The organism is Haliscomenobacter sp., assembly GCF_965225875.1.
Classification (GTDB): domain Bacteria; phylum Bacteroidota; class Bacteroidia; order Chitinophagales; family Saprospiraceae; genus Haliscomenobacter.
Map to the genome: position 1 here is coordinate 2,958,282 of NZ_CBDDBS010000003.1, position 25,331 is coordinate 2,983,612.

Annotated in this window: 18 protein-coding genes and 1 tRNA gene; 7 read left to right on the top strand and 12 right to left on the bottom strand. The window is 46.8% G+C overall.

Annotated features, from left to right (window positions below):
- Positions 1 to 38: 38 nt before the first annotated feature.
- From ACO08K_RS31760 to ACO08K_RS31770, 3 genes are all read right to left on the bottom strand, one after another.
- On the bottom strand, positions 39 to 1,112 hold the full coding sequence (locus tag ACO08K_RS31760) for an arginine-tRNA-protein transferase (RefSeq protein ID WP_421800531.1): 1,074 nt from the start codon (positions 1,110 to 1,112) through the stop codon (positions 39 to 41).
- 93 nt (positions 1,113 to 1,205) lie between these two features.
- A complete protein-coding gene (locus ACO08K_RS31765) occupies positions 1,206 to 1,979 on the bottom strand; it encodes a hypothetical protein (RefSeq protein ID WP_421800532.1) in 774 nt (257 codons plus the stop codon).
- A 382-nt stretch (positions 1,980 to 2,361) separates the two neighbouring features.
- Positions 2,362 to 3,702 (bottom strand): GntP family permease, encoded by a 1,341-nt coding sequence (locus ACO08K_RS31770; RefSeq protein ID WP_421800533.1) that lies wholly within the window; start codon positions 3,700 to 3,702, stop codon positions 2,362 to 2,364.
- 133 nt (positions 3,703 to 3,835) lie between these two features.
- Between ACO08K_RS31770 and ACO08K_RS31775 the strand changes: the two genes are divergently transcribed.
- The 4 genes from ACO08K_RS31775 (at position 3,836) to ACO08K_RS31790 (ending at position 8,744) form a co-directional block, all read left to right on the top strand.
- Complete coding sequence (locus tag ACO08K_RS31775; RefSeq protein ID WP_421800534.1) at positions 3,836 to 4,318, top strand: Lrp/AsnC family transcriptional regulator; 483 nt, start codon at positions 3,836 to 3,838, stop codon at positions 4,316 to 4,318.
- An 88-nt stretch (positions 4,319 to 4,406) separates the two neighbouring features.
- Positions 4,407 to 5,807 (top strand): NAD-dependent succinate-semialdehyde dehydrogenase, encoded by a 1,401-nt coding sequence (locus tag ACO08K_RS31780; RefSeq protein WP_421800535.1) that lies wholly within the window; start codon positions 4,407 to 4,409, stop codon positions 5,805 to 5,807.
- A gap of 210 nt (positions 5,808 to 6,017) precedes the next feature.
- The gene (locus ACO08K_RS31785) at positions 6,018 to 7,310 is read left to right on the top strand and encodes an aspartate aminotransferase family protein (RefSeq protein WP_421800536.1); all 1,293 of its coding nucleotides are present in this window, start codon (positions 6,018 to 6,020) and stop codon (positions 7,308 to 7,310) included.
- Positions 7,311 to 7,313: 3 nt separating this feature from the next.
- Positions 7,314 to 8,744 (top strand): NAD-dependent succinate-semialdehyde dehydrogenase, encoded by a 1,431-nt coding sequence (locus ACO08K_RS31790; protein WP_421800537.1) that lies wholly within the window; start codon positions 7,314 to 7,316, stop codon positions 8,742 to 8,744.
- 29 nt (positions 8,745 to 8,773) lie between these two features.
- On the opposite strand, the gene ACO08K_RS31795 is transcribed toward ACO08K_RS31790, so the two are convergent.
- The 5 genes from ACO08K_RS31795 to murQ all read right to left on the bottom strand — a co-directional run bounded on the left by ACO08K_RS31795 (position 8,774) and on the right by murQ (position 19,312).
- A complete protein-coding gene (locus tag ACO08K_RS31795) occupies positions 8,774 to 10,909 on the bottom strand; it encodes a DNA/RNA non-specific endonuclease (protein ID WP_421800538.1) in 2,136 nt (711 codons plus the stop codon).
- Between the two features lie 151 nt (positions 10,910 to 11,060).
- Positions 11,061 to 16,454: an alpha-2-macroglobulin family protein gene (locus ACO08K_RS31800; protein WP_421800539.1), complete on the bottom strand. Its 5,394-nt coding sequence runs from the start codon at positions 16,452 to 16,454 to the stop codon at positions 11,061 to 11,063.
- 99 nt (positions 16,455 to 16,553) lie between these two features.
- A complete protein-coding gene (locus ACO08K_RS31805; protein ID WP_421800540.1) occupies positions 16,554 to 17,303 on the bottom strand; it encodes a DeoR/GlpR family DNA-binding transcription regulator in 750 nt (249 codons plus the stop codon).
- 348 nt (positions 17,304 to 17,651) lie between these two features.
- Positions 17,652 to 18,485, bottom strand: a complete 834-nt coding sequence (locus ACO08K_RS31810) for a BadF/BadG/BcrA/BcrD ATPase family protein (RefSeq protein ID WP_421800541.1) — start codon at positions 18,483 to 18,485, stop codon at positions 17,652 to 17,654.
- Entirely contained in the window at positions 18,482 to 19,312 is an 831-nt protein-coding gene (gene murQ, locus ACO08K_RS31815) for an N-acetylmuramic acid 6-phosphate etherase (RefSeq protein WP_421800542.1), read from the bottom strand. The genes ACO08K_RS31810 and murQ overlap by 4 nt, the downstream gene beginning before the upstream one ends.
- Positions 19,313 to 19,552: 240 nt before the next feature.
- Between murQ and ACO08K_RS31820 the strand changes: the two genes are divergently transcribed.
- Positions 19,553 to 19,625: transfer RNA gene (locus ACO08K_RS31820), tRNA-Ala, on the top strand.
- Between the two features lie 159 nt (positions 19,626 to 19,784).
- On the opposite strand, the gene ACO08K_RS31825 is transcribed toward ACO08K_RS31820, so the two are convergent.
- From ACO08K_RS31825 to ACO08K_RS31840, 4 genes are all read right to left on the bottom strand, one after another.
- Positions 19,785 to 20,630 (bottom strand): CPBP family intramembrane glutamic endopeptidase, encoded by an 846-nt coding sequence (locus ACO08K_RS31825; protein ID WP_421800543.1) that lies wholly within the window; start codon positions 20,628 to 20,630, stop codon positions 19,785 to 19,787.
- A gap of 226 nt (positions 20,631 to 20,856) precedes the next feature.
- Positions 20,857 to 21,297: an SRPBCC family protein gene (locus ACO08K_RS31830; protein WP_421800544.1), complete on the bottom strand. Its 441-nt coding sequence runs from the start codon at positions 21,295 to 21,297 to the stop codon at positions 20,857 to 20,859.
- 93 nt (positions 21,298 to 21,390) lie between these two features.
- Complete coding sequence (locus tag ACO08K_RS31835; RefSeq protein WP_421800545.1) at positions 21,391 to 21,969, bottom strand: Crp/Fnr family transcriptional regulator; 579 nt, start codon at positions 21,967 to 21,969, stop codon at positions 21,391 to 21,393.
- A gap of 46 nt (positions 21,970 to 22,015) precedes the next feature.
- A complete protein-coding gene (locus ACO08K_RS31840; protein WP_421800546.1) occupies positions 22,016 to 22,501 on the bottom strand; it encodes a hypothetical protein in 486 nt (161 codons plus the stop codon).
- A 163-nt stretch (positions 22,502 to 22,664) separates the two neighbouring features.
- Here ACO08K_RS31840 and recN point away from each other — a divergent pair, with 163 nt between their 5' ends.
- Both recN and ACO08K_RS31850 read left to right on the top strand, forming a co-directional pair.
- Complete coding sequence (recN, locus tag ACO08K_RS31845) at positions 22,665 to 24,320, top strand: DNA repair protein RecN (RefSeq protein ID WP_421800547.1); 1,656 nt, start codon at positions 22,665 to 22,667, stop codon at positions 24,318 to 24,320.
- A gap of 150 nt (positions 24,321 to 24,470) precedes the next feature.
- Positions 24,471 to 25,274 (top strand): enoyl-ACP reductase FabI, encoded by an 804-nt coding sequence (locus ACO08K_RS31850; protein WP_421800548.1) that lies wholly within the window; start codon positions 24,471 to 24,473, stop codon positions 25,272 to 25,274.
- Positions 25,275 to 25,331: the final 57 nt, after the last annotated feature.

Genomic DNA, 25,331 nt, shown 5'->3' on the forward strand with positions numbered 1-25,331 from the left:
TAAAAAAATAAATGTTCATTTTGCCCCACTACTAGTGCTTATTTTACTTTTCCTTTAACTTGTTCCGTTTGTAGTGCATGGAGTACCTGCTCTGGACTCACGTTGCTTTCCAGTACCTGCTCCATCAGCAGCAACTGCACAAAATGCCGCTCGGCATTGAACATGCTGGTATAGGCATCATTGAAATAAAACAGGGAATAATCAAAATTGGAACACAACAACAATTGATATTGGCTGGTGCGCGGGTCAAATACCAGGACATAATGCCCATCCTCTTCCTGGGTCGCCCCTCCATAAACCATCAAGGGGTAGTCAAAAAAAGGTAGCGAAGGGTAACCAAATAAGTTGGCTTCAAAAAGGGGGTAAAACTTGAGGGGCAAATTCAGCCTCATTTTTTGCGCAGCCTGGCGCAAAACCTCCAATTTGACCCGCATGCGGTAAATGGGAATTTCTTCTTTGGTAAAGGCAGCATAAGACAACCAGTCTCCCGAGCGCATGTCGTAATAATCCACCGGGCCGATGCGCAGTTTGTACTCAAAACGATCATAACCGGGTACCACATACCCTGGGTAGAAGTATTTGAATCCTTGTATTTTGCCGTATTCAACCTCCATGAGCATGGTGTACAGGCCCAGGCTAAAGGGTTTGTATTCGGGGTCATAGAAGCCCAAAATACTGGCAATGCTATCCTCCCCCAGGTCGAAATAACTGACCGCTATCAATTTATCGCCATCGTACACCGTGAATTCATAGGTATTGTACACATTGAAATGATCGCCATCCTGCAAGGAGTCCAGGATTGAAGGAGCAATCATACCTGGAAAAATGGCCCGATAGCGCTGATACAGGTTTTCGCGGGGCACGTCGATCACCGCTTTGCCAAAATGAAACTGAAAGCGCTCGTTGTTGCGCTTGATGACCTTGCGCAGGCTCTTGCTGAACTGGTGCGCTTGCAAATCGAGCCGCACCCAAATGGCCGAGTAAAAGGTTTCGCCAAAGCATAAAAAATGGGTCGTAAATATCGTTTGACCCATCCGATACCAACCATTGGCCAGATAGTCATCCAATTCCTTCCCCTTAATGCGCTCCGGATAGTGTTTTACTGCAAACATAAGGCGTGCAACATCCGAAAAAAAAATCAATGCGCAAAGAAATGGGAGAGGATTTAGGAATTTAAACCATGGCTCTTAATCCGAGTTCGGTTTTTATTTTTTTGATTGTACCGCCAAATTCGGATATGGCAACACACACTTTTCCCCACTTAACCAATACCTCAACAAAGCTCGGTTGTACGTAATTTCCGCAATATGCCAGGTTGTGAAATACTGAAAAACCGATTGCATCAGGGGTTGGATGGTGACTACCGCGTCGCCAGTATAGTTGGCATGAATGAGGTACAATTCCCCATTTTGTTTCAATAAATAACCTACATGGCTTTCGCCCAAACCAATGAAATACAAACCTTCCTGCAATTCCTCGTTTATTTTTTTAGCCATTACTCCAGCTGGGAAACCAGAAAAAGTATGGTAGTCTTTGTGCAGGCTCAGTGCAATAGCCTCGTCTTGCGGCCCTTGTTGGGCTAACTTGTAACGATCCAAAGCAATGCCTGCATGAAGTAAAGTAGTAGAAACAAAATATCCACAAGCAATTTTCCCTTGCCTGGGCGTATCGGTATAGCCGTTAAAATCCCAGGGTGTGCCGTACCAATGTGGAATGATACTCGTCAATAAACCTTCAGTAAATAAGACTCCCGCTTGGGTGCTGTCGATTTCGCCACTGGCCAATTGCTGGCGGGTTTTATTGCGCAAAGTCAACATTTGGGCCTTTGCTTCAGTGTAACTCTGAGTGCTGGATGCCAAGAGGGCAAGCGGGACTTTTTTAGAGGCGTGCTGAAAGGGTTTTGGATGCCGAGGGCCTTGGTTGGTGCAAGACAAGACGAGAAGCATTAGCAGGGACTTGGCTATGTTTTTGAGGCTCATTATGCTCGGTTTATGTAGTGATTTAGCTTAGACAACTCACGTTACGCATTTTATTTACCGCAGAGTTTCACAGAGTATCCGCAGAGTCTCGCGGAGTTTTTTTAGAGGCACCTGCGGTGCAGAGAGGCCACGGAGGTCGCCTTTACTGAAGGTTGGGTCTTTACCTTTTATCAAGTCCTATTCATTTGCTTGATCTTAAGCAAGATTTCCCTGGAGCACAAACTCCAGCCACCATAGGTGGCAAACTATTTAAAACTAAAAACTCCGCGAACCTCTGCGGGTACTCTGTGAAACTCTGCGTTAAAAAACTACGGTTAAATTGAAATCGCAGTACGTATAAGTGATGATTATTTTTTTACTAAAAAAAACATCACGCCTCCAACTATCCCAACAAAAACAGCCCCCAAATCAACAACTGCGCTACTACCCCCATCACCGCCGTCACGGGCGTGTACAACCGGAACAACACATCCGTGCGCAAATTTGAAAACGTAGAAATTACCCAAAAATAGGCGTCGTTAGCATGCGAAATCACCATGGAACCCGCACCCAGCGAAAGCACCGCCAAAGCCCGCCCCCACTCACTATCCAAACCCAATCCCGGCAAGGCTGGTGCCACAATACTCGCTGCCGTAATTGCCGCCACGGTAGATGAGCCCTGGGCCGTTTTTAAAATTAGCGCCAGTAAAAACGGAAAAAACAAGCCCAAATGCCACTCTGCAATACTCGCAGCCAGCGCAGTACTCAAATCAGCCGCTTTAAGCATGGCCCCAAAAGTGCCGCCGCCCGCAATAATCGCCAGGATTGGCCCTGCCTTTTCTACCCCCTCGCCAAACCATTTTTGAATCGACTTGCGGTCATTTGCTCTGGGCAACAACAATACCGCCAACCCAATCGCGCACAACAAGGCAATAATTGGGTCTCCAATCAAGCTCAGGAATTTCAGCCATCCACTTTTGGGCGCATCCGCTGCAATTCCTAAAAAAGCCAAGGACTTGAGTCCAATCAAAAAGATGGGCAATGCCACTGGCAAAAAAGAGCGCCATACCGCTGGCAAAGGGCGCGATTCCGTGGCAATTGGATCTGGATCACTGGAAGCTTCTTCTCCAGCCACCTTCGGCCCAAAGCGCAAAGCCCAAAAATAGCCCAGCAGTGTCAATGGAATAGAAATGCCAATCCCCAACAACATCACCATACCTAGATCAGCTCCCAAGGTTGCCCCTGCCGCTGCAATACCTGGATGCGGAGGCACCAAACAATGCACCCCGTATAAGGAAGTGGCCAAACACATGGTCATCAGGGGCATTCCAAAACTGGTCCGTCGAACCAGGGACTGTTTCAAACCATTGAGAATGATGAAACCTGAATCACAAAAAATGGGCAAACCCACCAAAAATCCAGTGATGGAAAGTGCTGCGGGTGCCCGGTTTTCGCCCACCTTCCCAAGGATGTAATTCGCCATGCGCAGGGTAGCCCCACTCCGTTCCAACAAAACCCCCAGTACCGTACCCAAAATGATGACCAGCCCGATTTTTTTCATGGTTTCGCCAAAACCATCTTTGAGCGTATCTACAATTTTGTCTAGCGGCATCCCCGAAACCAATCCCAGGAGTAAGGCAATCAAAAACAACACCAAAAAAGGGTTCATCCGCCAACGGGCAGTACACCACACAATAAGTCCCACACTACCAAACAACAAGCTGAACATCCAAAGCGTAGACATAGGTATTTTTTTCTAGAAGAATCGAACCATTCAAAAATAATTCGATTTTCGACTAAAAAATCAAAATAATTTTCCCGTCGATCTTCCTTGTTTCAAATGAATCTCTATTTTTACTCCAATAATACAACCCGCTTTGGAAACCACCAATACAAACGATTACCAACCAGACGAAATTGACCACCTTATTTTGCAGACCCTGCAAAATGACGGTCGAAAATCTTTTTCCGACCTGGCTAAAGAACTGGGCATGGCCGTCAGCACCATCTCCAAACGCTACATGAACCTGGTCGACTGTGGCATCCTCGCCATCATCGGACGAGTTGAACCCGAACGGATTGGCCTCAACGCCTACGCGGCAATCAATGTCCAGGTGGATACAGTAGCCAATGTAGAGCGAGTCGCCCAGGAACTGATGGCTCTTCCCGAAGTCAGTTTTTTAGCTCTCCGCACCGGTGATTTTCAACTGGAAATCAACGTCATGTGCCGTGACAACTCCCACCTCATGGAAATCCTGCGCAACAACATGGATAAAATCAACCATGTGCGCAAATACGAGATCAACATGTACCTCAAAGTCTATAAGTGGGGAAGGACGGGTGTGAGTGTGACAGTGTGAAAGTGTGGGTGTGGTGGCCTTCCACCGCCCAAGAGATATCGCCAACCCACGGATTTATCCGTGGGAGGCCACAAAACCGCCCCAACCCATGGCTTTAGCCGTGGGGGTTTGGGAGAAAAACAAACCAATGCCAAAATTCTTCAAATCCCTCAACCCCTACACCCAGGAAATCGTAGGGGAATACATGGAAGCCAGCCCAATCCAAATCGAAGTCAAACTCGAATGGGCCCAAATGGCCCAACGCGACTGGGCGGCCCGTAGCTTCAACGACCGTGCCACCTGCTTCGAGCACCTGGCCCAATACCTGCGCGAGCACAAAGCCGAACTGGCCCTGATCATGACCCAGGAAATGGGCAAAATCCTGCCAGAATCTCTTGGCGAAATCGAAAAATGTGCAGCACAATGTATCCACTACGCCCAACATGCCGAGTCCTTGCTGCAACCTGAAAACATCCCTACGGATGCTAAGGAAAGTGGCGTCAGTTACGAGCCCGTTGGCATCGTACTGGCCATCATGCCCTGGAATTTTCCCTTTTGGCAGGTTTTCCGCTATGCAGTTCCAGCCCTGATGGCGGGGAATGTCACCATGCTCAAACATGCGCCGAATGTGTTCGGCTGCGCGGTGGCCATTGAAACTGCTTTTCGGGCGGCAGGTTTTCCGGAAGGAGTATTCCAAACCTTGATTGCTGATGTTGACGCAATACAAAGCCTGGTAGCCGATGACCGCATTGGCATGATCACCCTTACCGGGAGTGAACGCGCTGGAGCATCTTTAGCTGCGCTAGCCGGTAGCCACATCAAAAAAACGGTTCTGGAGCTCGGTGGTAACGATGCCTTGATCGTGCTACCCGATGCCGATCTGGACAAAGCCGCCGCCGCTGCCGTACAATCGCGAATGATGAATGCCGGGCAGGTGTGCATCGCCGCCAAACGTTTTTTGGTGCATCAGGACGTAAAGGCAGCCTTTACGGAAAAAGTACTACACCTGATTCAAAACCTCAAACAAGGCGACCCACTCGATCCAGCCACTAAACTTGGCCCACTAGCCCGCCTCGACTTGGCCGAAACCCTGGAGCGCCAACTCCAAAAAGCATTGGCTCAAGGTGCAACCTTACTTTGTGGCGGCCAGCGCAATGGATGCAACTTTCAGCCCACCCTACTCGACAACGTTCAACCCGATTCTATTGCTTTCAAGGAAGAAACCTTTGGGCCCCTGGCGGCCATTACCACAGTCGCTTCTGAGCAAGAAGCCATCAAACTGGCCAATCAATCCCGCTACGGCTTGAGTGCCGCAATCTGGACCCAGGATTTATACAAGGCAAAAATTTTGGCTCACCAACTGGAGGTCGGCAGTGTTTTTGTCAATGCCGTGGTGCGCTCGGACTCCCGTTTACCCATTGGAGGGGTGAAAAAATCGGGCTATGGCCGGGAGTTGTCGGAGGCGGGAATTAAGGATTTTTGCATTGTCAAGGCACATTACATCAATTAGACTTGTGGCAAGTTGATTATCAGAAAATTAGTAGACATATGTACGATCTAAAACCCCTCCCCGAAAGTTTTAGACTTTCGGGGAGGTCAAGCAAAGTACTATTTCGCTGCTTCACCTCCCCGAAGGTTTTGAACCTTGGGGAGAGGCTCTAGATTTGTGCACAAGTCCTTGATTTTTCATCTCGCCTCAACTCTTAAGTAAACAATCCAAATGACATCCAAAGAATTAATGGAGCGCCGCAACCGTGTACTACCAAAGGCCATGTACACCACATCTGCCCTAAATGCGGTCTCTGCCAAAGGTGCCACCTTCACCGATGCGGAAGGAAAAACCTACATCGATTTTAGCGGCGGCATCGGTGTGCTCAATGCCGGACATTGCCCCACTCCAGTCAGCCGGGCCATTGCCAAACAGGCTCAAACCTTGATGCATACCTTTTTTAATGTGCTTACCCACGAACCTTACGTGTTGTTGGCAGAAAAGCTGGTGGAAATTCTTCCCCATGGTGATGCCACCAAAGTCATGTTCGTCAGCACAGGTGCCGAAGCGGTAGAGAATGCCGTAAAAATTGCGCGCCAGGCTACTGGTCGACAAGGCATCATTTGTTACACGGGAGGTTTTCACGGGCGTACGCTCATGGGCATGAGTTTGACTTCCAAGGTGAGTTACAAAACCGGCTGTGGCCCCTTTGCGCCCGAGGTGTACCGCCTGCCTTTCCCGGATTATTACCACAATGGGCATGGGCAAAAATTGGATGCATTTGTAGAGCAAGAGTTGGAGAATTTCAAAAAATACCTGAGTACCGTAGTCGCCCCGGAAAACGTAGCCGCTATAATCGTGGAGCCCGTGCAGGGCGAAGGTGGTTTTTATGTGATGGCACCCCGGTATTTGCAAGGTTTGCGCGAACTTTGTACCCAACATGGCATGTTACTCATTCTGGACGAAGTCCAATCTGGCTTTGGCCGCACAGGCAAGTGGGCTGCTTACGAGCACTATGGCGTCATCCCTGATATTTCCACCTGGGCCAAATCAATGGGTTCCGGTATCCCCATTGCGGCGGTGATGGGTAAAGCGGAGGTGATGGACAAAGCCCTGCCCGGTACCCTTGGCGGCACCTACGCGGGCAATCCGGTAGCCTGCGCTGGAGCATTAGCAACCATCGAATACATGCAACAAATCGACATCAACCGCAAGGGAGAACAAGTGGGCAAAACGCTACTGAATTTTTTTATCAAACTAAAAAAAGAATGCCCGGCTATCGGTGAGGTACGGGGCTTGGGGGCGATGGTGGCGATTGAATTGGTCAAAGATCAGAATCCCAATTTGCCGGATGCAGATATGACCAAAAACCTGGTTGCAGCCTGTGCTGCTCGCGGCCTCTTTTTGATCAGTGCGGGAGTGTACGGCAACGTCATTCGGGTACTTTGCCCTTTGGTGATCAGCCAGCCTATGTTGAAGCAGGGTTTGGAAATCATGCGGGAGGAGTTATTAAAACTAAGCTAGAACATGCAAAAAAACTATATCAACGGCGCCTGGCTAGACGCTCTCAACGGTGGCACCTGGCCTGTCATCAACCCAGCTACCGAACAAACCATTGCTACGGTTCCTTTTGGTGGAGTGGCCGATGTCCAGGTAGCAATCGACGCGGCGGTAGCAGCGTTTCAAGCTTGGAAAAACACCAATGCCTGGCAACGCGCTGATATCCTGAAAAAAGTCGCCGATCTGATGCGCGCCCGCAGCAAAGAACTGGCCCAATTGACCATTGCTGAAGCAGGTAAACCCATGCCAGAGGCCAATGGTGAATGGGTGGTTGCAGCGCAGTTTTTTGAGTGGTACGCCGAAGAGGCCAAACGCAACTACGGGCGAGTCATCCCCGCTAGCCGCAACAACAAACGGATGTCCGTCATCAGCCAGCCAATTGGGGTTGTCGGCATTGTGACGGCCTGGAATTTTCCGGTCTGGAACCTCTGCCGGGTTTGGGCGGCTGCAATCGCGGCGGGCTGTACTATCGTAGCCAAACCCAGTGAATATACCCCCCTTACGGCAATGGCCTTGATGGAATTGTTGGAGGAAGCTGGACTGCCTGCCGGGGTAGCCAACCTGGTATTGGGCGACGCTGCCGCTATTGGTGAAACCTTACTGGCGCGGCCAGAAGTGCGCAAAATCCACTTTGTGGGCAGTACCCGAGTGGGTAAAATCCTGCTGGAAGGTGCTGCAAAAACCAACACCAAATTGTCTCTGGAATTGGGTGGCAATGCACCATGCCTCATCTTTCCCGATGTCAATGTAGAAGCCGTGGCGAAAAGTACAGCCATTGCCAAAACCCGCAATTGTGGCCAGGTTTGTGTTTCCCCGCAACGCTTTTTGGTGCACGAGGGAATTTATGCCAACTTTGTTGAACGGGTTAGTCATTATATGGCTCAACTTAAGGTGGGTAATGGTTTGGATGATGGCACCCAAATTGGCCCGCTGATCAACGCCCGCCAACGCGAGCAGGTAGAGCAAATTGTGGGCAACAGCATCGCTCAAGGTGCACACTTGAACGTCGGCGGTCAGCGCCCGGCTCACTTACCCAAAGGTTATTTTTATACCCCAACGGTTTTGTCAGAAATGGCCCCCGAGCAAGACATTTTCCGCAAGGAAGTGTTTGGCCCCGTGATGGGCATTATGCCTTTTACCAATACCGACGAGGCCATCGCCCTGGCCAACGACACCGAATATGGCCTGGCCAGTTACCTCTGGACCAATGACCTGCGCACCTCCATCAAAGTGTCTGAGGCGTTGGAATTTGGCATTGTAGGCATCAATGAATGGGCGGCACATGCAACCGAAGCACCATTTGGCGGTTGGAAACAAAGTGGGCTGGGGTATGAATGTGGGGAAGAGGGCTTGCAGGAATATTTGGAGAAAAAATTGATAAGTGTGGGGGATTTGTGATGACAGTGAGGTGATTTTACTCGTTACTACTAAGGTGTTTTGCGGTGATTGTTGATGTGAGTCGTTAGTGCGCGTTGGGAGCTGAGGGGATGGTCGTTGTTATCGGAGCCTTCGAAGGTGTCAAACTTGAAGAGCTTGGAAAAATCCAGTTTGGTTTGTTTTTGCAGGGATTTGATGCTGCACTGAAAGGCTTTAAAGGTAACGTTTTGATCCAGATCTAACTGTTCAAAATCGATATCGCCGAGCAGGGTTTGTTGAGATAACTTGAAAGCGGTGGCTTTGATGTTACCTGCGTCGGTGAGCCAGAGGACAATTTTGAAAAAATCCAGCGGGATTTGAACGCCCCGGAAGACGGGGTCATCATCCTTAAAAATTGGACCGTTGAATACGGAGATTTTAGCGGTTTGGCCCTTTTCCAGCGAGGCTCCGTTTTCCAGTACTATTTTTTCCAAAATGCCCCATAAGCCTTTGCGTGAACTTTGGTTGATTTGGGGTACTTGCGGGCAAGCATTGGTAAAAAAGCAAGTCATGTCCGCATTGCGTTTGGCCTCTTCTGGGGTATTGCCCCAGTTGGCATCCTCGCGGCGGCTCATGTGCCCCCGATTGAATCCACTGAGTCGATAAAATTCATCATCCAATTGGATGTCGAAGCCGATGCGGTTGTCGCGTAACCAAACATCCCGGCGGGGAGACTCATCTTTGCGCTTGTTGGGGTCGCCGTCTATGTTGATGCCACTGATGAGCGGCATTCTGCGAAGCGAATGGAAGAGGACGCTGTAATGATGGTAATTTAAGAGGGTGGCGTTGGTGCCGGTTATTTTGGCAATGAATTTTTTGATTGAAGCTTTGGGGGTAGGAAAGGGGATGGGGTGATTGGAGCCTAAAAAGTTGGGCTGGTAACCTTTACACACTGCGAAATCGACACTTTGTTCAAGGCGTTTGATTTCCTGAAAAAGCAAATCCTCTTCGACGGGTGGCGTTGAGGAGATGATTTCGGCGGGTTTAGTAGTGAAGGAGCCCCCTTGATTGATGCTGATGTTGATGATCCCGTTTTTATCCAGTAAAGACGCGGGAAAAGAGATATTGACTTGGTTGCTGGGGTTGTTCTCTTCCCTGGTGGCGTACTGGGAATAGTGATCCGGTGTAGGTGGAGCATTAAATGCAAAAGGAGCAGCACTGGGGCGGGGTTTGATCCTCAATCCATTCAGCACAGGATGATCCGAAAAATTGGCAAACAAATCGGCGAGGATGACGCTGATACGTATGCCCTCGTTGGCTTCCCAAACTAGTTTGGTGGCGTCTATTTTGCCATTGATCACGGGAATCACCTGGTCATCTTTATCGACGTATTGTTTGTCGGCGTTCTTTTTGGCGATGCCCATGTGGTGCAGAGCCACGACCTGCCATTGGTCGTTGAATACAGGGCTGCCACTGCTGCCCGGGGCCGTATCGGTGGTATACCAGACGGAGATAGGCGTGATGTCCTTAAATAGGTTTTCCCGGATAGAGAGCTGCATGTAATCTCCATCGGGATGGTGGATGATGTTTAATGCCTCCTGGCCTTCGTGGCCAATTTTGCCTAGACTGGGGTCGAGGAAAATGTAGCCAATGTCGCTGAGGCTCCGACTGCCGGTTATGTCCTGGGGAGCAACGCCTACTAAGCAATAGTCAAGGTCCCGATTAGAATGGAAAAACAGGTCGCTTTGAAGTTTGAACACCAGGGGGGCTTGGGCATCCCCGAAGATATTGTACTCGTAAAAAAACTGGATTTCGCTATCAGCTACTGCATCGATGGTTTTGAACACATGCCAGTTGGTGAGTAATAAGTTTTCGGACACCATAAAACCAGTGGCAAAACCGAAGTTGCGGTTGCCTTTTTTGATGACAATCCTGCCCACTTTTCGTTTGGCTTGCTGGATGAGTTCAATGAAATTGCTGTAAACGGAGTCGTTCTTGCCAATGGCTCTTTCATAGGCAAAATCGAGGGGTTCGAGGTGGATGGCCTCTAACATCTTCGCCCTTTTGACAAGGTTTTCGGCTGGGTCGAGGATGTTGTTTTTGACTATTTCGGAGGTGCTATCTTCGATGAGTCCCCGGGATTTGGGTTCTTGTAAAGCGATGTATCGCTTTTCGGATTGTTCGAGCTGTTCAGTAGATAGTAACATTCTTAAATCAATTAAGCGTTGCAGATTCAGGTAAAGGAAGGGATTAGTATAAAAACGCTGAATGGGGTGAAAAAATTGGGGTTGGAGTAGTGTTTTTGGGAGCAGCTCCATTGCTGGATTTTGAAGCACCCTTAGAACTGTCAATTACCCACTAAGGCCGAATCTGTACCTTTTCCACCCCATTCCGCCCGTACAACACCGGAAAATACATCTCCTCCACCCGCACCGGGTTCAAGGTGTAAGTCCCACTGAAACGTGGCTCCAAATCCACCACAAAACGTTGTTTCCCAACGGACAATCGCTCACAAAAGATACTCACCTTTTCGGCAAAATACTCCCGGTGCACTTCTGGCATGCGATAACTTTGCGGCTTTTTGAAATAGGAGCACCCAGCGGGAATCGGGATTTCAATCATGGCGTATTGCGCTTCCTGTTTGACCTCAATGTCGACCACCAACTGGGCTGGCTTGCCAAATTGTAACTGCTTGATTTCTTCCCCATTTTGCTCCAAATGGCTTTTTACGGCAAAAAGATCGGATTTGGGCTGAGGGTTGGTATTCCAGGTTTGTTGGTAGGCGGTACAGAAAAATGGACCTGCGCCATTGAGTTTTAATGATAAAGATTGGCTGGCATCAAAGCTGGCTTCCAGGGCAGTTGTACTTACTTCAGCGCTAAGGGCACCCGACAGTTGGAGTTTGCCTTGCTGAGTCCCTTTTTCAGCCAATAAATCCGGTAGAATCGTTTTGAGTACTGAAGCTACTTCAAGGGTATTACGCCAACCGTAAGCACTACGCAAAGCATTTTGAGTGTACCCGCGACTGGCCATCAGGTGGATACGGATGCGACGCAATTCATCTTTTAAACCCGCTTTTTGGGCGATTTGGTAAGCGAGCAGGGTGTTGCTCAGGCGGTTGTTGTACCAGTGGTAGTCCCAGAAGCCAACTTGTTTCTCCTCCCAAAATACTCCCCCATGCGCATCGGTACCCCGATAATTGGATAATTGATCCAACGAAACCTTGTAATCCAATGCTTGCTTGATCCATAGACTTAGTAAACGATCGCTGAGCCAATATTCTGATCGAGCCAGGGTATCGCTCAAACCCACTGTATCAATGCTTTGCCCGGCCACAATCAGCGTTTGTAAACTTCGCAAGCGGGTTGTTCCTTTTTGAGTTCGCCAGGAACGGGTCAACCAGCGCAAGCCATTTTCAATTGCCCGACTTTTGTAGCCAGCCTCTTGAGCCTGGAAAAGTGCTTGAACAACGTAACTGCTCATCCAGGCATTGCCAATGTTACCTCCCGGCCACCAACTCCAGGATCCGTCAGGGTTTTGGGCTTTGTTCAAGCGGGAGACGAGCTCCTGGATCATTTTTTCGCCAGAAAAGGGCTGCTTCAAATTTTGTCGTATTTGTTTTTCGGCTAACAATCCGATCAATTTACTGGCACTCTGCTCGTTACAGCTATAAGCATAATCCTTTAAATATTGGATATCCTCTAACAACAGGGACAAAGCATTGGGGGCTACCCGAAAAAACATGCTGCCTTTTTTGTCTTCAAATTGCAGCAGCGTATCCCGGTCTAATACGAAAAAAATGCCATCATTTTCCAGCGAGCCAGCTGGGAGAAGTGGGATGTTACGCTCTTCGCCGTCCTGGTATCCATTTTCAATTTCGAGGGCATAACCCAATTGGATGGAATCGCCAAAAGCTGGTGCCCGGAATTCAGCTTTGTCCACTAACCCCTCCACTACCACTTGATCTTTCTCAAAGATGCGCTGTGTTTTGGTTTGGAAAAAAGTACGGATAGCCAGCGTGTCGCTGCCGTAATTGAGTACCCTGCCATTGAGGGTAGTCTCATCTCCATGGATCAGGAAACGGGGCAAATTGAGCTGAGCCATCAAGGGCTGGTAGGATTGAATAGAGCTTTGATGAAGCCCCCTTTGTTGTTTTTTATCAGCGGCAATGACAAAGGTTTTCCAACTGGTTATGTCGTCAGGAAATTTGACCTTAAAAAAAGCCTCACCATAACGATTGCTGCGCAGTTGTGGCTGCCAAAAGGCGTGATCCCGGAAATTTTTGCGCAGGCTATTGGATGGAAGGCGTGTATCCACCTGGTGGTCGGGTGGCAGTGCAAAGGCAGGGGCAATAGCATCGAGGGCCTTGTCGACTATTTCTGAAGTTTCCTTGGAGAGCTCCATGCTATAGGTGGTATAGGACCTCTGCACACCATTAGCTGTAACAACTGTTTCAAATAAATATTGGGTCGACACATTCATGGTTACATCAATGCGAGGAGAAGTATGACCAGGAGCAACAGCGTGTTCCTGTGTTTCGAACCCGACATAACTAAAAGCAACAGAAAAACCCTGTTGAGGAACTTTTAAACTATAATGTCCATCCATATCACTGATCGTCAACGCATTAAAACCTGGTACCCTAATACCAACTCCCGGAAGTGGTTCACCCTCTTCACTTAAAATCCGACCACTCATCATGCGTAAATCATCAGGAAGTGGTCGAGACCAATAAGTGTTTTTATCTGAAATATGGATGTTTTTTTCATGCTTATAAATAAGGAAATTGTACAAACTATCTTCTTTCTGAAAATGCAGCATGGAAAGATCTTCATACAACAATGTGTCCTGGCGGATGCGAATTTTTCTACGTGACACTTCCATCTTTCGGTTGAAGAAAAACAACTCATATTCCCCAGTAGGCAGATAGCTAAAGGAACGTGTTTCCGCAGCCTGTAGCCATTCTATGCCTTTTTTTACATTGCGCAAAACTATACAACGAAGCTTTAAGGAATCTGGCATTCGGTAATCTTGAGGATATTTGAACGTATAACTCAAGCCAAATTTTGAGTCAGGAGAAGCAGGTAAGTGATCGAGCCAACTCAAAGGATCGGTTGAGATGTTTGTTTCTGCAGGAATAATAAATTTTGGAGAAATGAGGCGTTGCCCGAGCAATTTGGAAGGAGTTTGGTAAGGCAGTTGAACCAGTGAATCAGTCAGAACTTTAAAGAGAAATAGCTTTTCACGATCGGTTTCCAAATCATAACTGAAACCAGGCTGAAAATCCAGCGATTTTTTGTAATAGAAATTGTAAAAGACCTGCAAAGGAAGGTCGCTGTCAAAAGGCCCAGCCTTGTAGTTTTTATCTGTATTCCAGGCTCTATGAATGTTGTTTGTTTTGTCCCAAATGTAGATATCGTGAAAAGCTTGTTTTTCATGAAATACAAAAATGCTTTGATTGACTAGGTTTTTTTCAGCTGGCGTGAAATGGCTAGGTTGAGGTATTTTGGTTACTTTTTTTGGAATGTCTCCCCGCCAAAAATCCTCATTGAGTACGATTTCCAATTTTTCACCCAAGCGCAAATAAACGCTGTCCAAAACATATTCACAGTCGCGGGTGCGGATGGTGATCTGGTTATATCCCGGAAGTCCCACAAAGCTATAGGGGTGTTTGTCCTGTGTGTCGTAATAATAAACCAGTTTTCGATTGGCATAAATGAGGAAAATGGGTTGCATTTTTCCTCCTTTGACCAAAAAGGGCGCAAACTCCGCTACCGTCCGATAAAAAGTATCTTGACGCAAAGAGGAATCACGCCAGGTACTCAACAAGTACTGAGGGTAACGATATTGGTAATAAAGAGAGTCCTCAAGCCCAAAGATTTGAGTCAGATGCCGTGTCATGGAAATTTGGTAAGGATGGGATGGGGACTTGCTAAAATAAAGCGGAAATTCAAGGGGCTTTGCTTGTCGACGATATCCAACATTGATTTTAGAAAAACTGCTTTTATCCCCAAATTGAGCATTTATGGCACCAGCACTTAGGTCTACTCCTTTTGCCGGGCGGCCATTGCTGTGTTGGACACTGACTTGATAACTAGCTTCCTGGCCTGGAAAAACCCGCTTAGGGCCTTGAAGATTTACTTGTAATATTTTAGGGTAATGCCTGAATTCTTCTTTTCCTTGAAATACATAACTCTTCCATTTATACTGGTAATACAAATAATAGGCATCGGCACTGTGATCACGCTGTTGCCAATTCCAGCTTGAATCCTGGAAAAAACCTTGCTTAACCAGGCCATCGCGGGTTTTGATTTGAAACCAAATAGGGGCTTGACCGGGATTATGAATGCTGAGCCGAATGGAATCCGCACTACGAGAGCCATTCACCTTAATTTCAGCGATTGCCGGATCAACTTTGCCAGGATTAGGTAAATGTGAAAAATGTAGTTTTTGTTCTTTAAAGGTTGTCTGTCCCGTGCTGTTGCTAAAATAAGCATGCAAGGTCAAATCCATAGAAACCGCTGGAATCTGAGAATCAGGCAGAAAGACGGGCCATTCACCACTCCTACCTAAATTTTCTTTGCTTCGCCAAAGTGTATCTGGCACCAATACGTGTTCAGCATGGAATTGTTCTACGCCATTGCTGAGTAAGAATAGTTCAACTTGAGCATCAGGCGCAGGCAATTGATTGGCGGTTTGAGCGCTTAGGGTAAGCAGGCATTTTTCTCCACGGTGGAAACGATAGGTAGAGATTTGGAGCTTGTATTCTACTTCATCCAACTCATAGTCTTCCAGGCGGAAGTCTTCAAATAATTCATCCCAATTGGGTTTGTTATCGGCGGAAATGAATAAATAATAGTCTTTATCGATACTTAAACTATCACTAAGTGGCCATTTAAAGACGTAGTTACCCGGGCTGGTGGCATTTATTTTTTCTTCAAAGATGCTCTTGCCCTCGGCGGATTGACAGCTTATGGTCAAATTTTGTTTGAGTGGCCGGCCTTGGGGGCTGCATACGTAAGCCTTAAACCGCAGGGTGTCAGCATGGCGATACATAGGTTGGCTAAGCGCAATATACCCCTGTAGTTCTGGATAACGTCCTCGGTTACCAAACCAGAAAGTCAAGGGGTTCATCAAACGTTTATACCGAATGCTTCGCTCCACATACTGGATGGGCCTCTGGATAATCCGCACGGGTAAGGCGAGCCAATATCCTATCGAAGTGGATGTCAAACGTTGATAGGTTCGAATGAGCGGGCTCGTTTTTTTTTGTTGGCGATCCAATTGGAAGTAGGCTCGATGAGCAGGGGTACGGACTTCCAAAATGCCAGAATTCGGAGACTTTCTGCTTTTGAAGCATTGGGTTTTAACGTCGTAATGCAAAGCTTTTTGGTCCAAAAAAACTTCAATCGAATCCAAACTTTGTCCCAAAGTATCAGTCACCAAAATGGAAAAATCGTGGCGGTTATTGAGCAAATTAATTTTGAGGTAGGTACTGCTGTGTAAGCTGGCTTTAAACTGTTCTCCTTGTGGAATGACTTGTAAATAGTGTCCAGCTATAGATTTTGCCTGGTTGTGGTGGATGGGCGTGTGAAAAAAGCTGGAATCAGGCTCTTTTTTGGTGCCATAATACAATTGAGCAGCTTCCTTTGTGCTTAGTCTAAAATACTGAATTGAACTGTTTTGACTAAATCCAATGCTGCTAAAACCGAGTAGAATGAGTATCTGTAATTGAGCGAGATGGTGCTTCATGGCTAGAGAGTTTAGTTCCACAGATGCACAAAACTACCCGATTACATATTACTATACTCCAGGTTTTTGTCGGTAAAAAGTCAAATCTCTCAACTAGTTTTACATGATCTCAAACCCCAAATTCCGATATGGATTCAACCTTTGATGTTCCGGATCCAACTCCGTAATCAGCACATCTAGTTCCTCCAGGCCGCAAACCCGGATTTTTTGGGTAGAATCCAGTTTTTCGGCAATCGATAAAGCCACTACTTTTTTGGACGATTCCATCATGACCTTTTTGATCGTCACCACTTCCCAGTCGGACTCGGTCATGCCATCGATGGCATCGATCCCGTTGACCCCCATCAGGCAAATGTCGGGTTTGATGTCTTTGAGGGTGCGCACCACTTCACCACCCACCGCAATACCCGCTGCGCTGGATAAATGGCCGCCGATAAAAATGGTTTCCGAGCCCTGGTGTTCCAGCAATTGCATGGCCGTAGTAAGGCTCATGGTCACAAAAGTCACTTTGAGGTCGGGCGGTAAAATGCGGGCAATTTCCAGGTTGGTTGAGCCCCCGCTGATCAGCACCAACATGCCTTCGCGCAGCAGGCTAATGGCCTTACGGGCAATGATCGTTTTTTCCTGGTAAGCGTATATTTCATTTTCCTTGTACGAATAAACGTGATAGGATTTGGACAAGGCCCCGCCCCTCACCTTGATCACTTTTCCTGCGTCGGCCAATTCTTGCAAATCCCGGCGCACCGTATCTTCGGATACATCCAGTTTTATACTCAGGTCGGTGAGTACCACTTTGTTGTGGATGTTGACTTCGCGGAGGATCAGTGCTTGACGTTCTTTTTTGAGCATATGGTTACAACATTAGCATGGGTCTAAGAGCAAGTCTAAATTTTGGGAGCAAGCTCTAATATAAATACATTCTGAGAATTTGCGGTGAAATCTGCATTTTTTTGAAAGAAACCTCCCGTAAAGGAACCAAAACAAAAAGCCTGCCAGAATTTCTTCTGGCAGGCTGGTAATAGCTAGCAAATAGTGTGTTTATCTTATTTGCGGCTTTTCAACCGCTAACCAATCTTTTCGTACTTCTTGCACAAAAATGCAGTTTTATTCTCAAAAACCCAAATATTCAAGCAGGAATTATTTCAATTCTGGCATTTTTAGCCTGTTTTTGCCAAATTTCTTGCACAAAAATGCAAATTAGTTGTGGTACTGGATCAAACCTGCCATGGGATCTTGCTGAAAATTGGCCAATTGCAGGCCAAAAGGCGCGGCATTGCGGGCAATTTCCTCCTTAAAAAAGGCTGCAACAGAACCCACAAAGTGAATCGGCAGGTGTTGACTGCCTTCCAATAACCTGACGCTGCGTTGGAAAAACAAACCAAACTGGCGGTCCAATAATTCCCGGATGCTTGGCTCCTCCCGATGTTCAAAGGCAAAGGGGGCAAAGGTGGACAAAAAGCGGTTGGGGTAAGGTAATTGATACACCGATTGCAGGATATTATCCCGGGTTAAGTGATAATGGTTATTGAGATCTTCGCGCAGCTTTTCAGGCATTTCGCGGTTCAAAAAAGAACGAATCAGTTCTTTGCCAATGCCTGCACCACTGCCTTCGTCCCCCAGGATAAAACCCAGACCACCCGCGGTTTCTACAATTTGGCTGCCATCGTATCGACAGGCATTGGAACCCGTACCGAGGATACATACAATGCCTGCTTCCCGTTGCGACATGGCCCGTGCTGCTGCCAGCATATCCGTCTCTACTTGCACCTGGGTTGCTTCCTGAAACATCAAGCGCAACAACTGATTCATCCGTCGACGTTGGTCTTCGGCCTTACAACCCGTGCTGTAAAAATAGAGTTCACTGACTGGCTCAGGAATGCTGCGGCGTACTTCACGCAATACATCAACAATGCCTTCATCGGTCAGAAAGTATGGGCTAATGCCCTGGGTTTGGAGTTGATGCAGGGTTTTTCCTTCGCTTACAGCCACCCAATTGGCTTTGGTGGCCCCGCTGTCGACAAGGATTTTCATAGGCCTGGGCTCAGGTTGTGTTCAAGCGAAAATGCCTCCATGGCTTTGCGCACGCTGCCGTGTTTGAGCAGTAAGTCGCGGGCTTCATCGTAGGGTAAACTCAGGTTTTGAACCAACATTTTTGCGCCCCGATCAACCAATTTGACGTTGGAGAGCTTCATGTCGACCATCTTATTGTCCAATACCCTGCCCAAACGAATCATGATGCTGGTACTGATCATGTTGAGCACCAGTTTTTGAGCTGTTCCGGCTTTAAGGCGGGTACTGCCAGTGACAAACTCAGGTCCCACCACAACTTCTATTGGAAAATCAGCATTTGCCGCCAAAGGAGTCTCTGGATTGCAGGTAACACATCCGGTTACGATCCCCCTGGCCCGACAAGCTTGCAGGCCCGAAATGACATAGGGAGTAGTGCCCGAAGCAGCAATGCCAATCACGGCATCATCTTCGTCTATTTCATAGGCTTGCAGGTCCACCCAGGCCTGGGTTAAGCTATCTTCAGCAGCCTCGATGGCATGCCGAATGGCCCGATCCCCGCCGGCGATCAAACCAATGACCAAATCCTCAGAGACCCCAAAAGTAGGAGGGCATTCAGAAGCATCCAGCACCCCCAAACGGCCACTGGTGCCCGCCCCAATGTAAAACAAACGGCCACCGCGTTGCATTTTGGGAACAACTGCATTGACCAATGCTTCAATTTGGGGAATGGCACGCGCTACCGCTGCGGGAACTTCCTGGTCTTCACGGTTCATGTTTTCCAATAATTCTCGCACATTCATCTTTTCCAGGTGGCGATAGCGAGAAGGTTTTTCAGTAATCCTTTCCATACTCGGTAGCTATGAGCGCTTGTTTAAATTTTATAAGCGGAAGTTCAAACAAGCTCTAAAATTCAAAATAATCCACAAGTTGCGTTATTTTATGCAATAAGTTGCAGTTTTAAGGGATTTTTTTTGCAGAAAAGCGGGCTTTTTTCTGCAAGGGGCTGCAAGAAATATTTTTGCAAAAAATATTTGGATAAGTCACCAGGCCACCTGTATATTTGCAGCCACTTAAATAGAAAGTGACCTGGGGGTATAGCTCAGTTGGTAGAGCGCTTGCATGGCATGCAAGAGGCCAGGGGTTCGAATCCCCTTACCTCCACAACTCCAAAATAAAAAAACCTTGTGAGTTACTAGTTTGAGGTGTTTTGGCGTTTTCTGGACAAATTCAGAACTTCTTTAGCCAAAAGAATGCCAGATGGTTCCTCGTAGTCTTCAAGTCATGGTGAATTTGTTGAGCAAAATTACTATTGATGAGAATTTATTTTTTCTTTATGATTATTTTTCCTTCTTTATGAGAACGATAATACAAAAACAGACCTATTGAAAACAAAATAAATACAGTTATAATAGAATCTTCAATTCCAACTCCTCCTCCTGTAAACAAAACTGGTCCTTCAAATTTAGAATGAATGATTTTGCCCATGTCATCTAATCCTGTAAGGTTTGAACCATAAAAAGGTTGTGCAAAATTCCAACCTAAATGAAAGAAAAAAGGCAACCAAACTCTTTTAGTATACACAAAAAACATTGACATTGTAAATCCCCAACACAGTGATGTAAAAAAGCTAAATAAAGTTGTGTTTGGATTAAAAATATGGTAAGTTTCAATTAGCATTATTATTAGAATTGCGATGTTAGTTCCTAGCCAGTTTTCCAATTCGCGTAATACTAAACCTCTAGTAAAAAGGTCTTCAATTAGAGCTGCAACAACCAGCGTCATGAATAATTCAAGGGAATAATCTTCTGTAGATATTTTAATAATTTGATAATATCCCAACAGGTATAATACAAAAATAGATAATGAAATTGCAGAAAATCCAATTATAAATCCACCAAACATTTCTTTAGGTAAGTGTTTTATTGAAAGTTCTTTAATTTCTCGTTTTTCATACCAGCGAAATAAAAAATAGTAACTTGAAAGTAACACCAAAAAAGAAACCAGATGGATTAAAGTGTCGGCAATGTTTTTGTCTTCAATTATATTATAAAAAAACGGTTTTGATACAAAGTTTTGGACCACTATGAATAGTGAAAAGCAAACGACAATTCCTACAACAATCCTGATAATTGGAAAGTGCAAGAATTTTTTGATAGCTATATTCATTATTTTTTCAATTTAATGGTTTTAAAGTTCGGATGAATAGAAGTAGATGAATTTTTTACTTGGACGCGCCAAGTCAAATGCTGGTTACAATACAGTACGATTTTAGTGGTTGTTAGCGGGTTTATGTATTGTCCTGCGAAGCTGCCTTGGTGTCCTTTGTGCTTAAAAATTGTGTCGCTCTATGTTTTTCTAAAAAATTGGGGATCACTACTTAAACCCCAATGATTTACCGCTCTGCAATTTCCCGAATCTGGGTCATCACCTCTGGCAAAATGCGCCGATAGTTTTTCCCCAGGGCATTGCCAAATATTCCTTTGCTCAGACCAGTGAACCAAACCTCATGAGTAAAATAGGTTTTGCCCTCCTTTTCTTCCAAATACCTTTTGACATACAATGCCCCTAAGGGGAGTTTGGTTTTGAAGGTATACGACTTACCCGCTACCAGTTCGGTGAGGATGAAGCTGGACTTCGGCCCTTTATCCGGAATCAATTTTCCCTTGGTGCCAATCGCAAATGCCCCCGATAGTTCAGCGCTTTTTAAACCGGTATCCCATTGTTGCCAATTGGCTACATCGCTCCAAATTTGCCAGATTTTGGTAGGACTGGCGCTTGTTTCTAGGCTGTAGCTAAAATGGGTATTGGATTGGGCAATGCCGAGGGAAGCCATAAGCAGAAGTGTTTGAAGTGAAAGAAATGCTTTGTTCATGATGGAATTTTCCACAAAGTTCCGGCAGATCTTTCCCTATCCACTGCACCTAGGTTAAGTAATGAGTTGTTGCTGCATTTTTTTGCGAATGCGGCTGAGCGATTGTGGTGCTATGCCCAGGTAAGAAGCCAGGTGTTTGAGTGGAACCCGCTGTACCAATTCGGGATCTTGTTGGAGGAGCATTTTGTAGCGCTGCTCGGCGGTTTGGGTTTGTAGTGCTTCCAGGATTTCTTCGGTATACGTTTGTACCTCTTGCACCAGGAGGCGGATGAAGGTACTCCAGGATTTGAGTTCCAGCAGGTGATGAGCATCTTCGTAGCTCATTTGCCAAATGATGCTGTCTTCGAGGGTTTCAATACTTTCCTGTGCAGGAACTTGTTGGTTGAAGCTTTTTTGAGAGGTAAAAACATAGGGTACATCCGTAAAGTACTTGGTAATGTCCAGGCCATCTTTCCAGACAAAAAAACGCAGTAAACCTTTCTCCAAAAAATAGAGGTGTTTACAGGTTTTGCCTTCTTCCAGCAAAAGGCTTTCTCTTTTCATTTCGCGGCGAACCAGACAGCGAGATATGGCCTGCCAGTCCGGTTCAGCTACCGGAGTGTATTGTGAAATGAAATGGCGGAGTGGGTGCATGGCTTTTTGGTCAATTCAATTGGAAACAAAAGCCTACATCGTTGGTTCAATTCTGCTTCACCGCCTCGTACATCTTCTTCACCTCCTCCAATGAAAACCGCTGATTCAGTGCAGTGGTAAACACAATTTCCGTATCCCGCACCAAGTGCACATAACGAAAACTGTAGCGGTCTTCATTCTGGCCTTTTACTTCGTAAATGAAACCATCGGTGTGTTGTTCTACAATTTTGCGGAATTCGGGATTGCTGTGTACTTCGCGGATTTGGCGAAAAGTTTGTTCGACCAATTTATTCCCCTTGGCTTTGCCCGCATAAATTTGTACAGCAAAGGGTGTCTCACCGGTGGAAGTGATGGAGACGTCTTTGATGCCTGAAAGTTCGAAATTTTCGATTTGGGTACTGTCCGCAGGGGCGAGTATGGTCGCCGGGATACCATAGCCTTTGAGGTCCAATGCCTCCCAGGATTTGGATTTAGAGCCTCCACAGGTATGAAATACCGAGGCTATGAGTAGGAAGATTAAAAATTGTTTCATTGTGGTTACTCAAGAATGGGTGTGAGTGTGGGTATTTAAGGTGTGAGTGTGATTCTGTGGGTGTGAACCCAATTATTTTGATGCAAAATTAATGCTTTGTGCAAGAAGTCCAATTTTTTCAAACAAAACCTTTATTTTTACGCTCAGTATTTTTTAAAGCGCTATGATAAAAAGGCTTCACATCCGCAATTATGCCATTATCGAGTACCTGGACATTGATTTTGCCAGGGGCTTGACCATCATTACCGGAGAAACTGGCGCCGGAAAATCGATTCTCCTTGGAGCATTAGGTTTGATTATGGGCGATCGGGCCGATACCAAATCCTTGTACAACCAGGAGGAAAAATGCATCATCGAAGGCATTTTTGACCTGGGCGCGCACGATTTGCGCGATTTTTTTGCCGAAAACGACCTCGACTATGAAACAGAAGTGGTCGTCCGGCGCGAGCTGACACCTTCGGGCAAATCTCGTGCCTTCGTCAATGACAGCCCGGTTACCCTGAAGGTACTTCAGGATCTCAGTGCAGAATTGATCGATCTCCATCAGCAGTTTGATACCCTCGACATCCACAACCTTTCCTTCCAACTCCGGATGATCGACGCCCTGGCGGGCAACAAAGAACTTCTCCTGCAATACCGCAACATTTATCGGGAATACAGCGCCAGTCAGCGCCGTTTGTCGGAACTCTTGAACCGGAATGAACAATCCACCAAGGAAATGGACTTCATCCAGTTTCAGTTGGAAGAGTTCAACAAAGCGGAATTGGTGGCGGGAGAACAGGAGACCTGGGAGGAAGAACTCACCCGGCTCAGCCACGCTGAAGACATCAAACGCACCCTGGGCATGGCCTTTGATATTTTGACCGAAAACGAGCAGTCTATCGTTGGTCAAATGCAAAGTCTGAGCGTTGCGCTGGTGACCATCGGCAAATACGCACCTAAACTGGGTGAATACTCGGATCGATTTGCCAACATGATTTTTGAGTTGCGCGAAATGAGCAACGAGTTTGAAAAAGTGGCCGACCAAACCGACTACGATCCCGAACGGATTCAAGAGGTGCAACAACGGCTGGATTTGATTTACCGCCTGCTGAAAAAACATACGGTTTCTTCGGTGGATGAACTTTTGGCCATCCAGGCCAACCTGGAGCAGCAATTGGCGGGTTTTGCCGATCTAGGCAATGAAATAGGTGCCCTGCGCGATAAAATCAAAGTGCAGGAAGAACAATTGTACCGCTGGGCGGACGAGCTCAGCGATCGGCGTCAGGCAGTGATTCCTGGTTATGAGCAAAAAGTGGTGGACATGTTGACCCAATTGGCCATGCCCTATGCCCAGCTCAAAATCGAAAACCGCAAGTTGGAGCACTTGAGCCCAACGGGATTGGACGAGGTCCAGTTTTTATTTGCCGCCAACCGGGGTAGCCGTTTGCAACAAATCAAGGATGTAGCCTCAGGTGGGGAATTGTCGCGCCTTGCTCTGGTCACCAAATCTCTGGTTGCCAGTGCAATCCCGCTGCCTACGCTGATTTTCGACGAAATCGACTCGGGTATATCCGGCGATGTAGCGCTCAAAATGGGCAATATCCTGCGCAACTTGTCCAATGAGCATCAGGTGGTGACCATCACCCACTCACCACAGGTTGCTTCAAAGGCCGATCGACACTATTTTGTCTTCAAAGTGGACAAACCCGACCGCACCATTACCAATGTGCGTTTGCTCAGCGATGATGATCGGGTACGTGCCATTGCCGTGATGCTCAGCCAAAGCCCGCCGAGTGAGTCGGCTTTGGTGAATGCGAGGGAATTGCTTGGATTGTAGCAAATTATGAGTGATGAATGATGAGTGATGAATTGGTTTACTTCCAAGTTTAACGGGGTATTGACAATTTATCATTCATCATTCATCACTCATCACTTATAACTTTTTACTTTTGCTCCGCCTAAGACATAAATGTTAAAAAAACAACCAATGGCGAACAACTTATTGCAAGGGAAACGCGGCGTTATTTCTGGCGCCCTTGATGAAAACTCAATTGCCTGGAAAATAGCCGAGCGCTGTGTAGAGGAAGGGGCAACGATAGTGCTAACCAATGCACCTGTAGCCATGCGGATGGGCGAGATCAATCAACTCGCAGAAAAAACAAATGCCCAAATCATCCCAGCAGATGCTACGGATATGAATGATTTGGAAAACCTGTTTGGCAAATCGATGGAAATATTGGGTGGACCACTCGATTTTGTGCTGCACTCCATTGGTATGTCGCTCAATGTGCGCAAAAAGAAGGACTATACCGACCTGAACTACGAGTGGATGCAAAAATCCTTCGACATTTCAGCGATTTCTTTCCACCGCATGATGCAAACCCTGTACAAGCTGGACGCTATGAATGAATGGGGCTCCATCCTGGGTTTGAGCTACATCGCGGCTCAACGCACTTTCCCCGATTACAGCGAAATGGCTGAATCAAAAGCACTGCTCGAATCTTTTGCCCGCAGCTTTGGCTACCACTGGGCAATGAAAAAACATGTGCGGGTCAATACGATTTCCCAATCCCCTACCAAAACGACAGCTGGTTCGGGCGTTAAAGGGTTTGGTGATTTTTTTGACTATGCCGATAAGATGTCTCCGCTGGGCAATGCTTCTGCTGATGCCTGCGCGGATTATTGCATCGCCATGTTCTCCGACCTCACCAAGATGGTCACCATGCAAAACCTTTACCACGATGGTGGATTCTCCTCGATGGGGATGAACCCAGCGATACTTGGACTTTAATATAGTGATGAGTGATGAGTGATAAATGATGAATGATCCAACTTGAGTACCTTGAGT

What these genes read in the sequence shown, in the direction of transcription:
- ACO08K_RS31840 (WP_421800546.1), bottom strand. Translation starts at nt 22,501, where the DNA reads ATGAAACAATTTTTAATCTTCCTACTCATAGCCTCGGTATTTCATACC.
- ACO08K_RS31835 (WP_421800545.1), bottom strand. Translation starts at nt 21,969, where the DNA reads ATGCACCCACTCCGCCATTTCATTTCACAATACACTCCGGTAGCTGAA.
- ACO08K_RS31780 (WP_421800535.1), top strand. Translation starts at nt 4,407, where the DNA reads ATGGCTTTAGCCGTGGGGGTTTGGGAGAAAAACAAACCAATGCCAAAA.
- ACO08K_RS31795 (WP_421800538.1), bottom strand. Translation starts at nt 10,909, where the DNA reads ATGTTACTATCTACTGAACAGCTCGAACAATCCGAAAAGCGATACATC.
- ACO08K_RS31805 (WP_421800540.1), bottom strand. Translation starts at nt 17,303, where the DNA reads ATGCTCAAAAAAGAACGTCAAGCACTGATCCTCCGCGAAGTCAACATC.
- ACO08K_RS31770 (WP_421800533.1), bottom strand. Translation starts at nt 3,702, where the DNA reads ATGTCTACGCTTTGGATGTTCAGCTTGTTGTTTGGTAGTGTGGGACTT.
- ACO08K_RS31850 (WP_421800548.1), top strand. Translation starts at nt 24,471, where the DNA reads ATGGCGAACAACTTATTGCAAGGGAAACGCGGCGTTATTTCTGGCGCC.
- ACO08K_RS31790 (WP_421800537.1), top strand. Translation starts at nt 7,314, where the DNA reads ATGCAAAAAAACTATATCAACGGCGCCTGGCTAGACGCTCTCAACGGT.
- murQ (WP_421800542.1), bottom strand. Translation starts at nt 19,312, where the DNA reads ATGGAAAGGATTACTGAAAAACCTTCTCGCTATCGCCACCTGGAAAAG.
- ACO08K_RS31785 (WP_421800536.1), top strand. Translation starts at nt 6,018, where the DNA reads ATGACATCCAAAGAATTAATGGAGCGCCGCAACCGTGTACTACCAAAG.
- ACO08K_RS31765 (WP_421800532.1), bottom strand. Translation starts at nt 1,979, where the DNA reads ATGAGCCTCAAAAACATAGCCAAGTCCCTGCTAATGCTTCTCGTCTTG.
- ACO08K_RS31760 (WP_421800531.1), bottom strand. Translation starts at nt 1,112, where the DNA reads ATGTTTGCAGTAAAACACTATCCGGAGCGCATTAAGGGGAAGGAATTG.
- ACO08K_RS31800 (WP_421800539.1), bottom strand. Translation starts at nt 16,454, where the DNA reads ATGAAGCACCATCTCGCTCAATTACAGATACTCATTCTACTCGGTTTT.
- ACO08K_RS31825 (WP_421800543.1), bottom strand. Translation starts at nt 20,630, where the DNA reads ATGAATATAGCTATCAAAAAATTCTTGCACTTTCCAATTATCAGGATT.
- ACO08K_RS31830 (WP_421800544.1), bottom strand. Translation starts at nt 21,297, where the DNA reads ATGGCTTCCCTCGGCATTGCCCAATCCAATACCCATTTTAGCTACAGC.
- recN (WP_421800547.1), top strand. Translation starts at nt 22,665, where the DNA reads ATGATAAAAAGGCTTCACATCCGCAATTATGCCATTATCGAGTACCTG.
- ACO08K_RS31810 (WP_421800541.1), bottom strand. Translation starts at nt 18,485, where the DNA reads ATGAAAATCCTTGTCGACAGCGGGGCCACCAAAGCCAATTGGGTGGCT.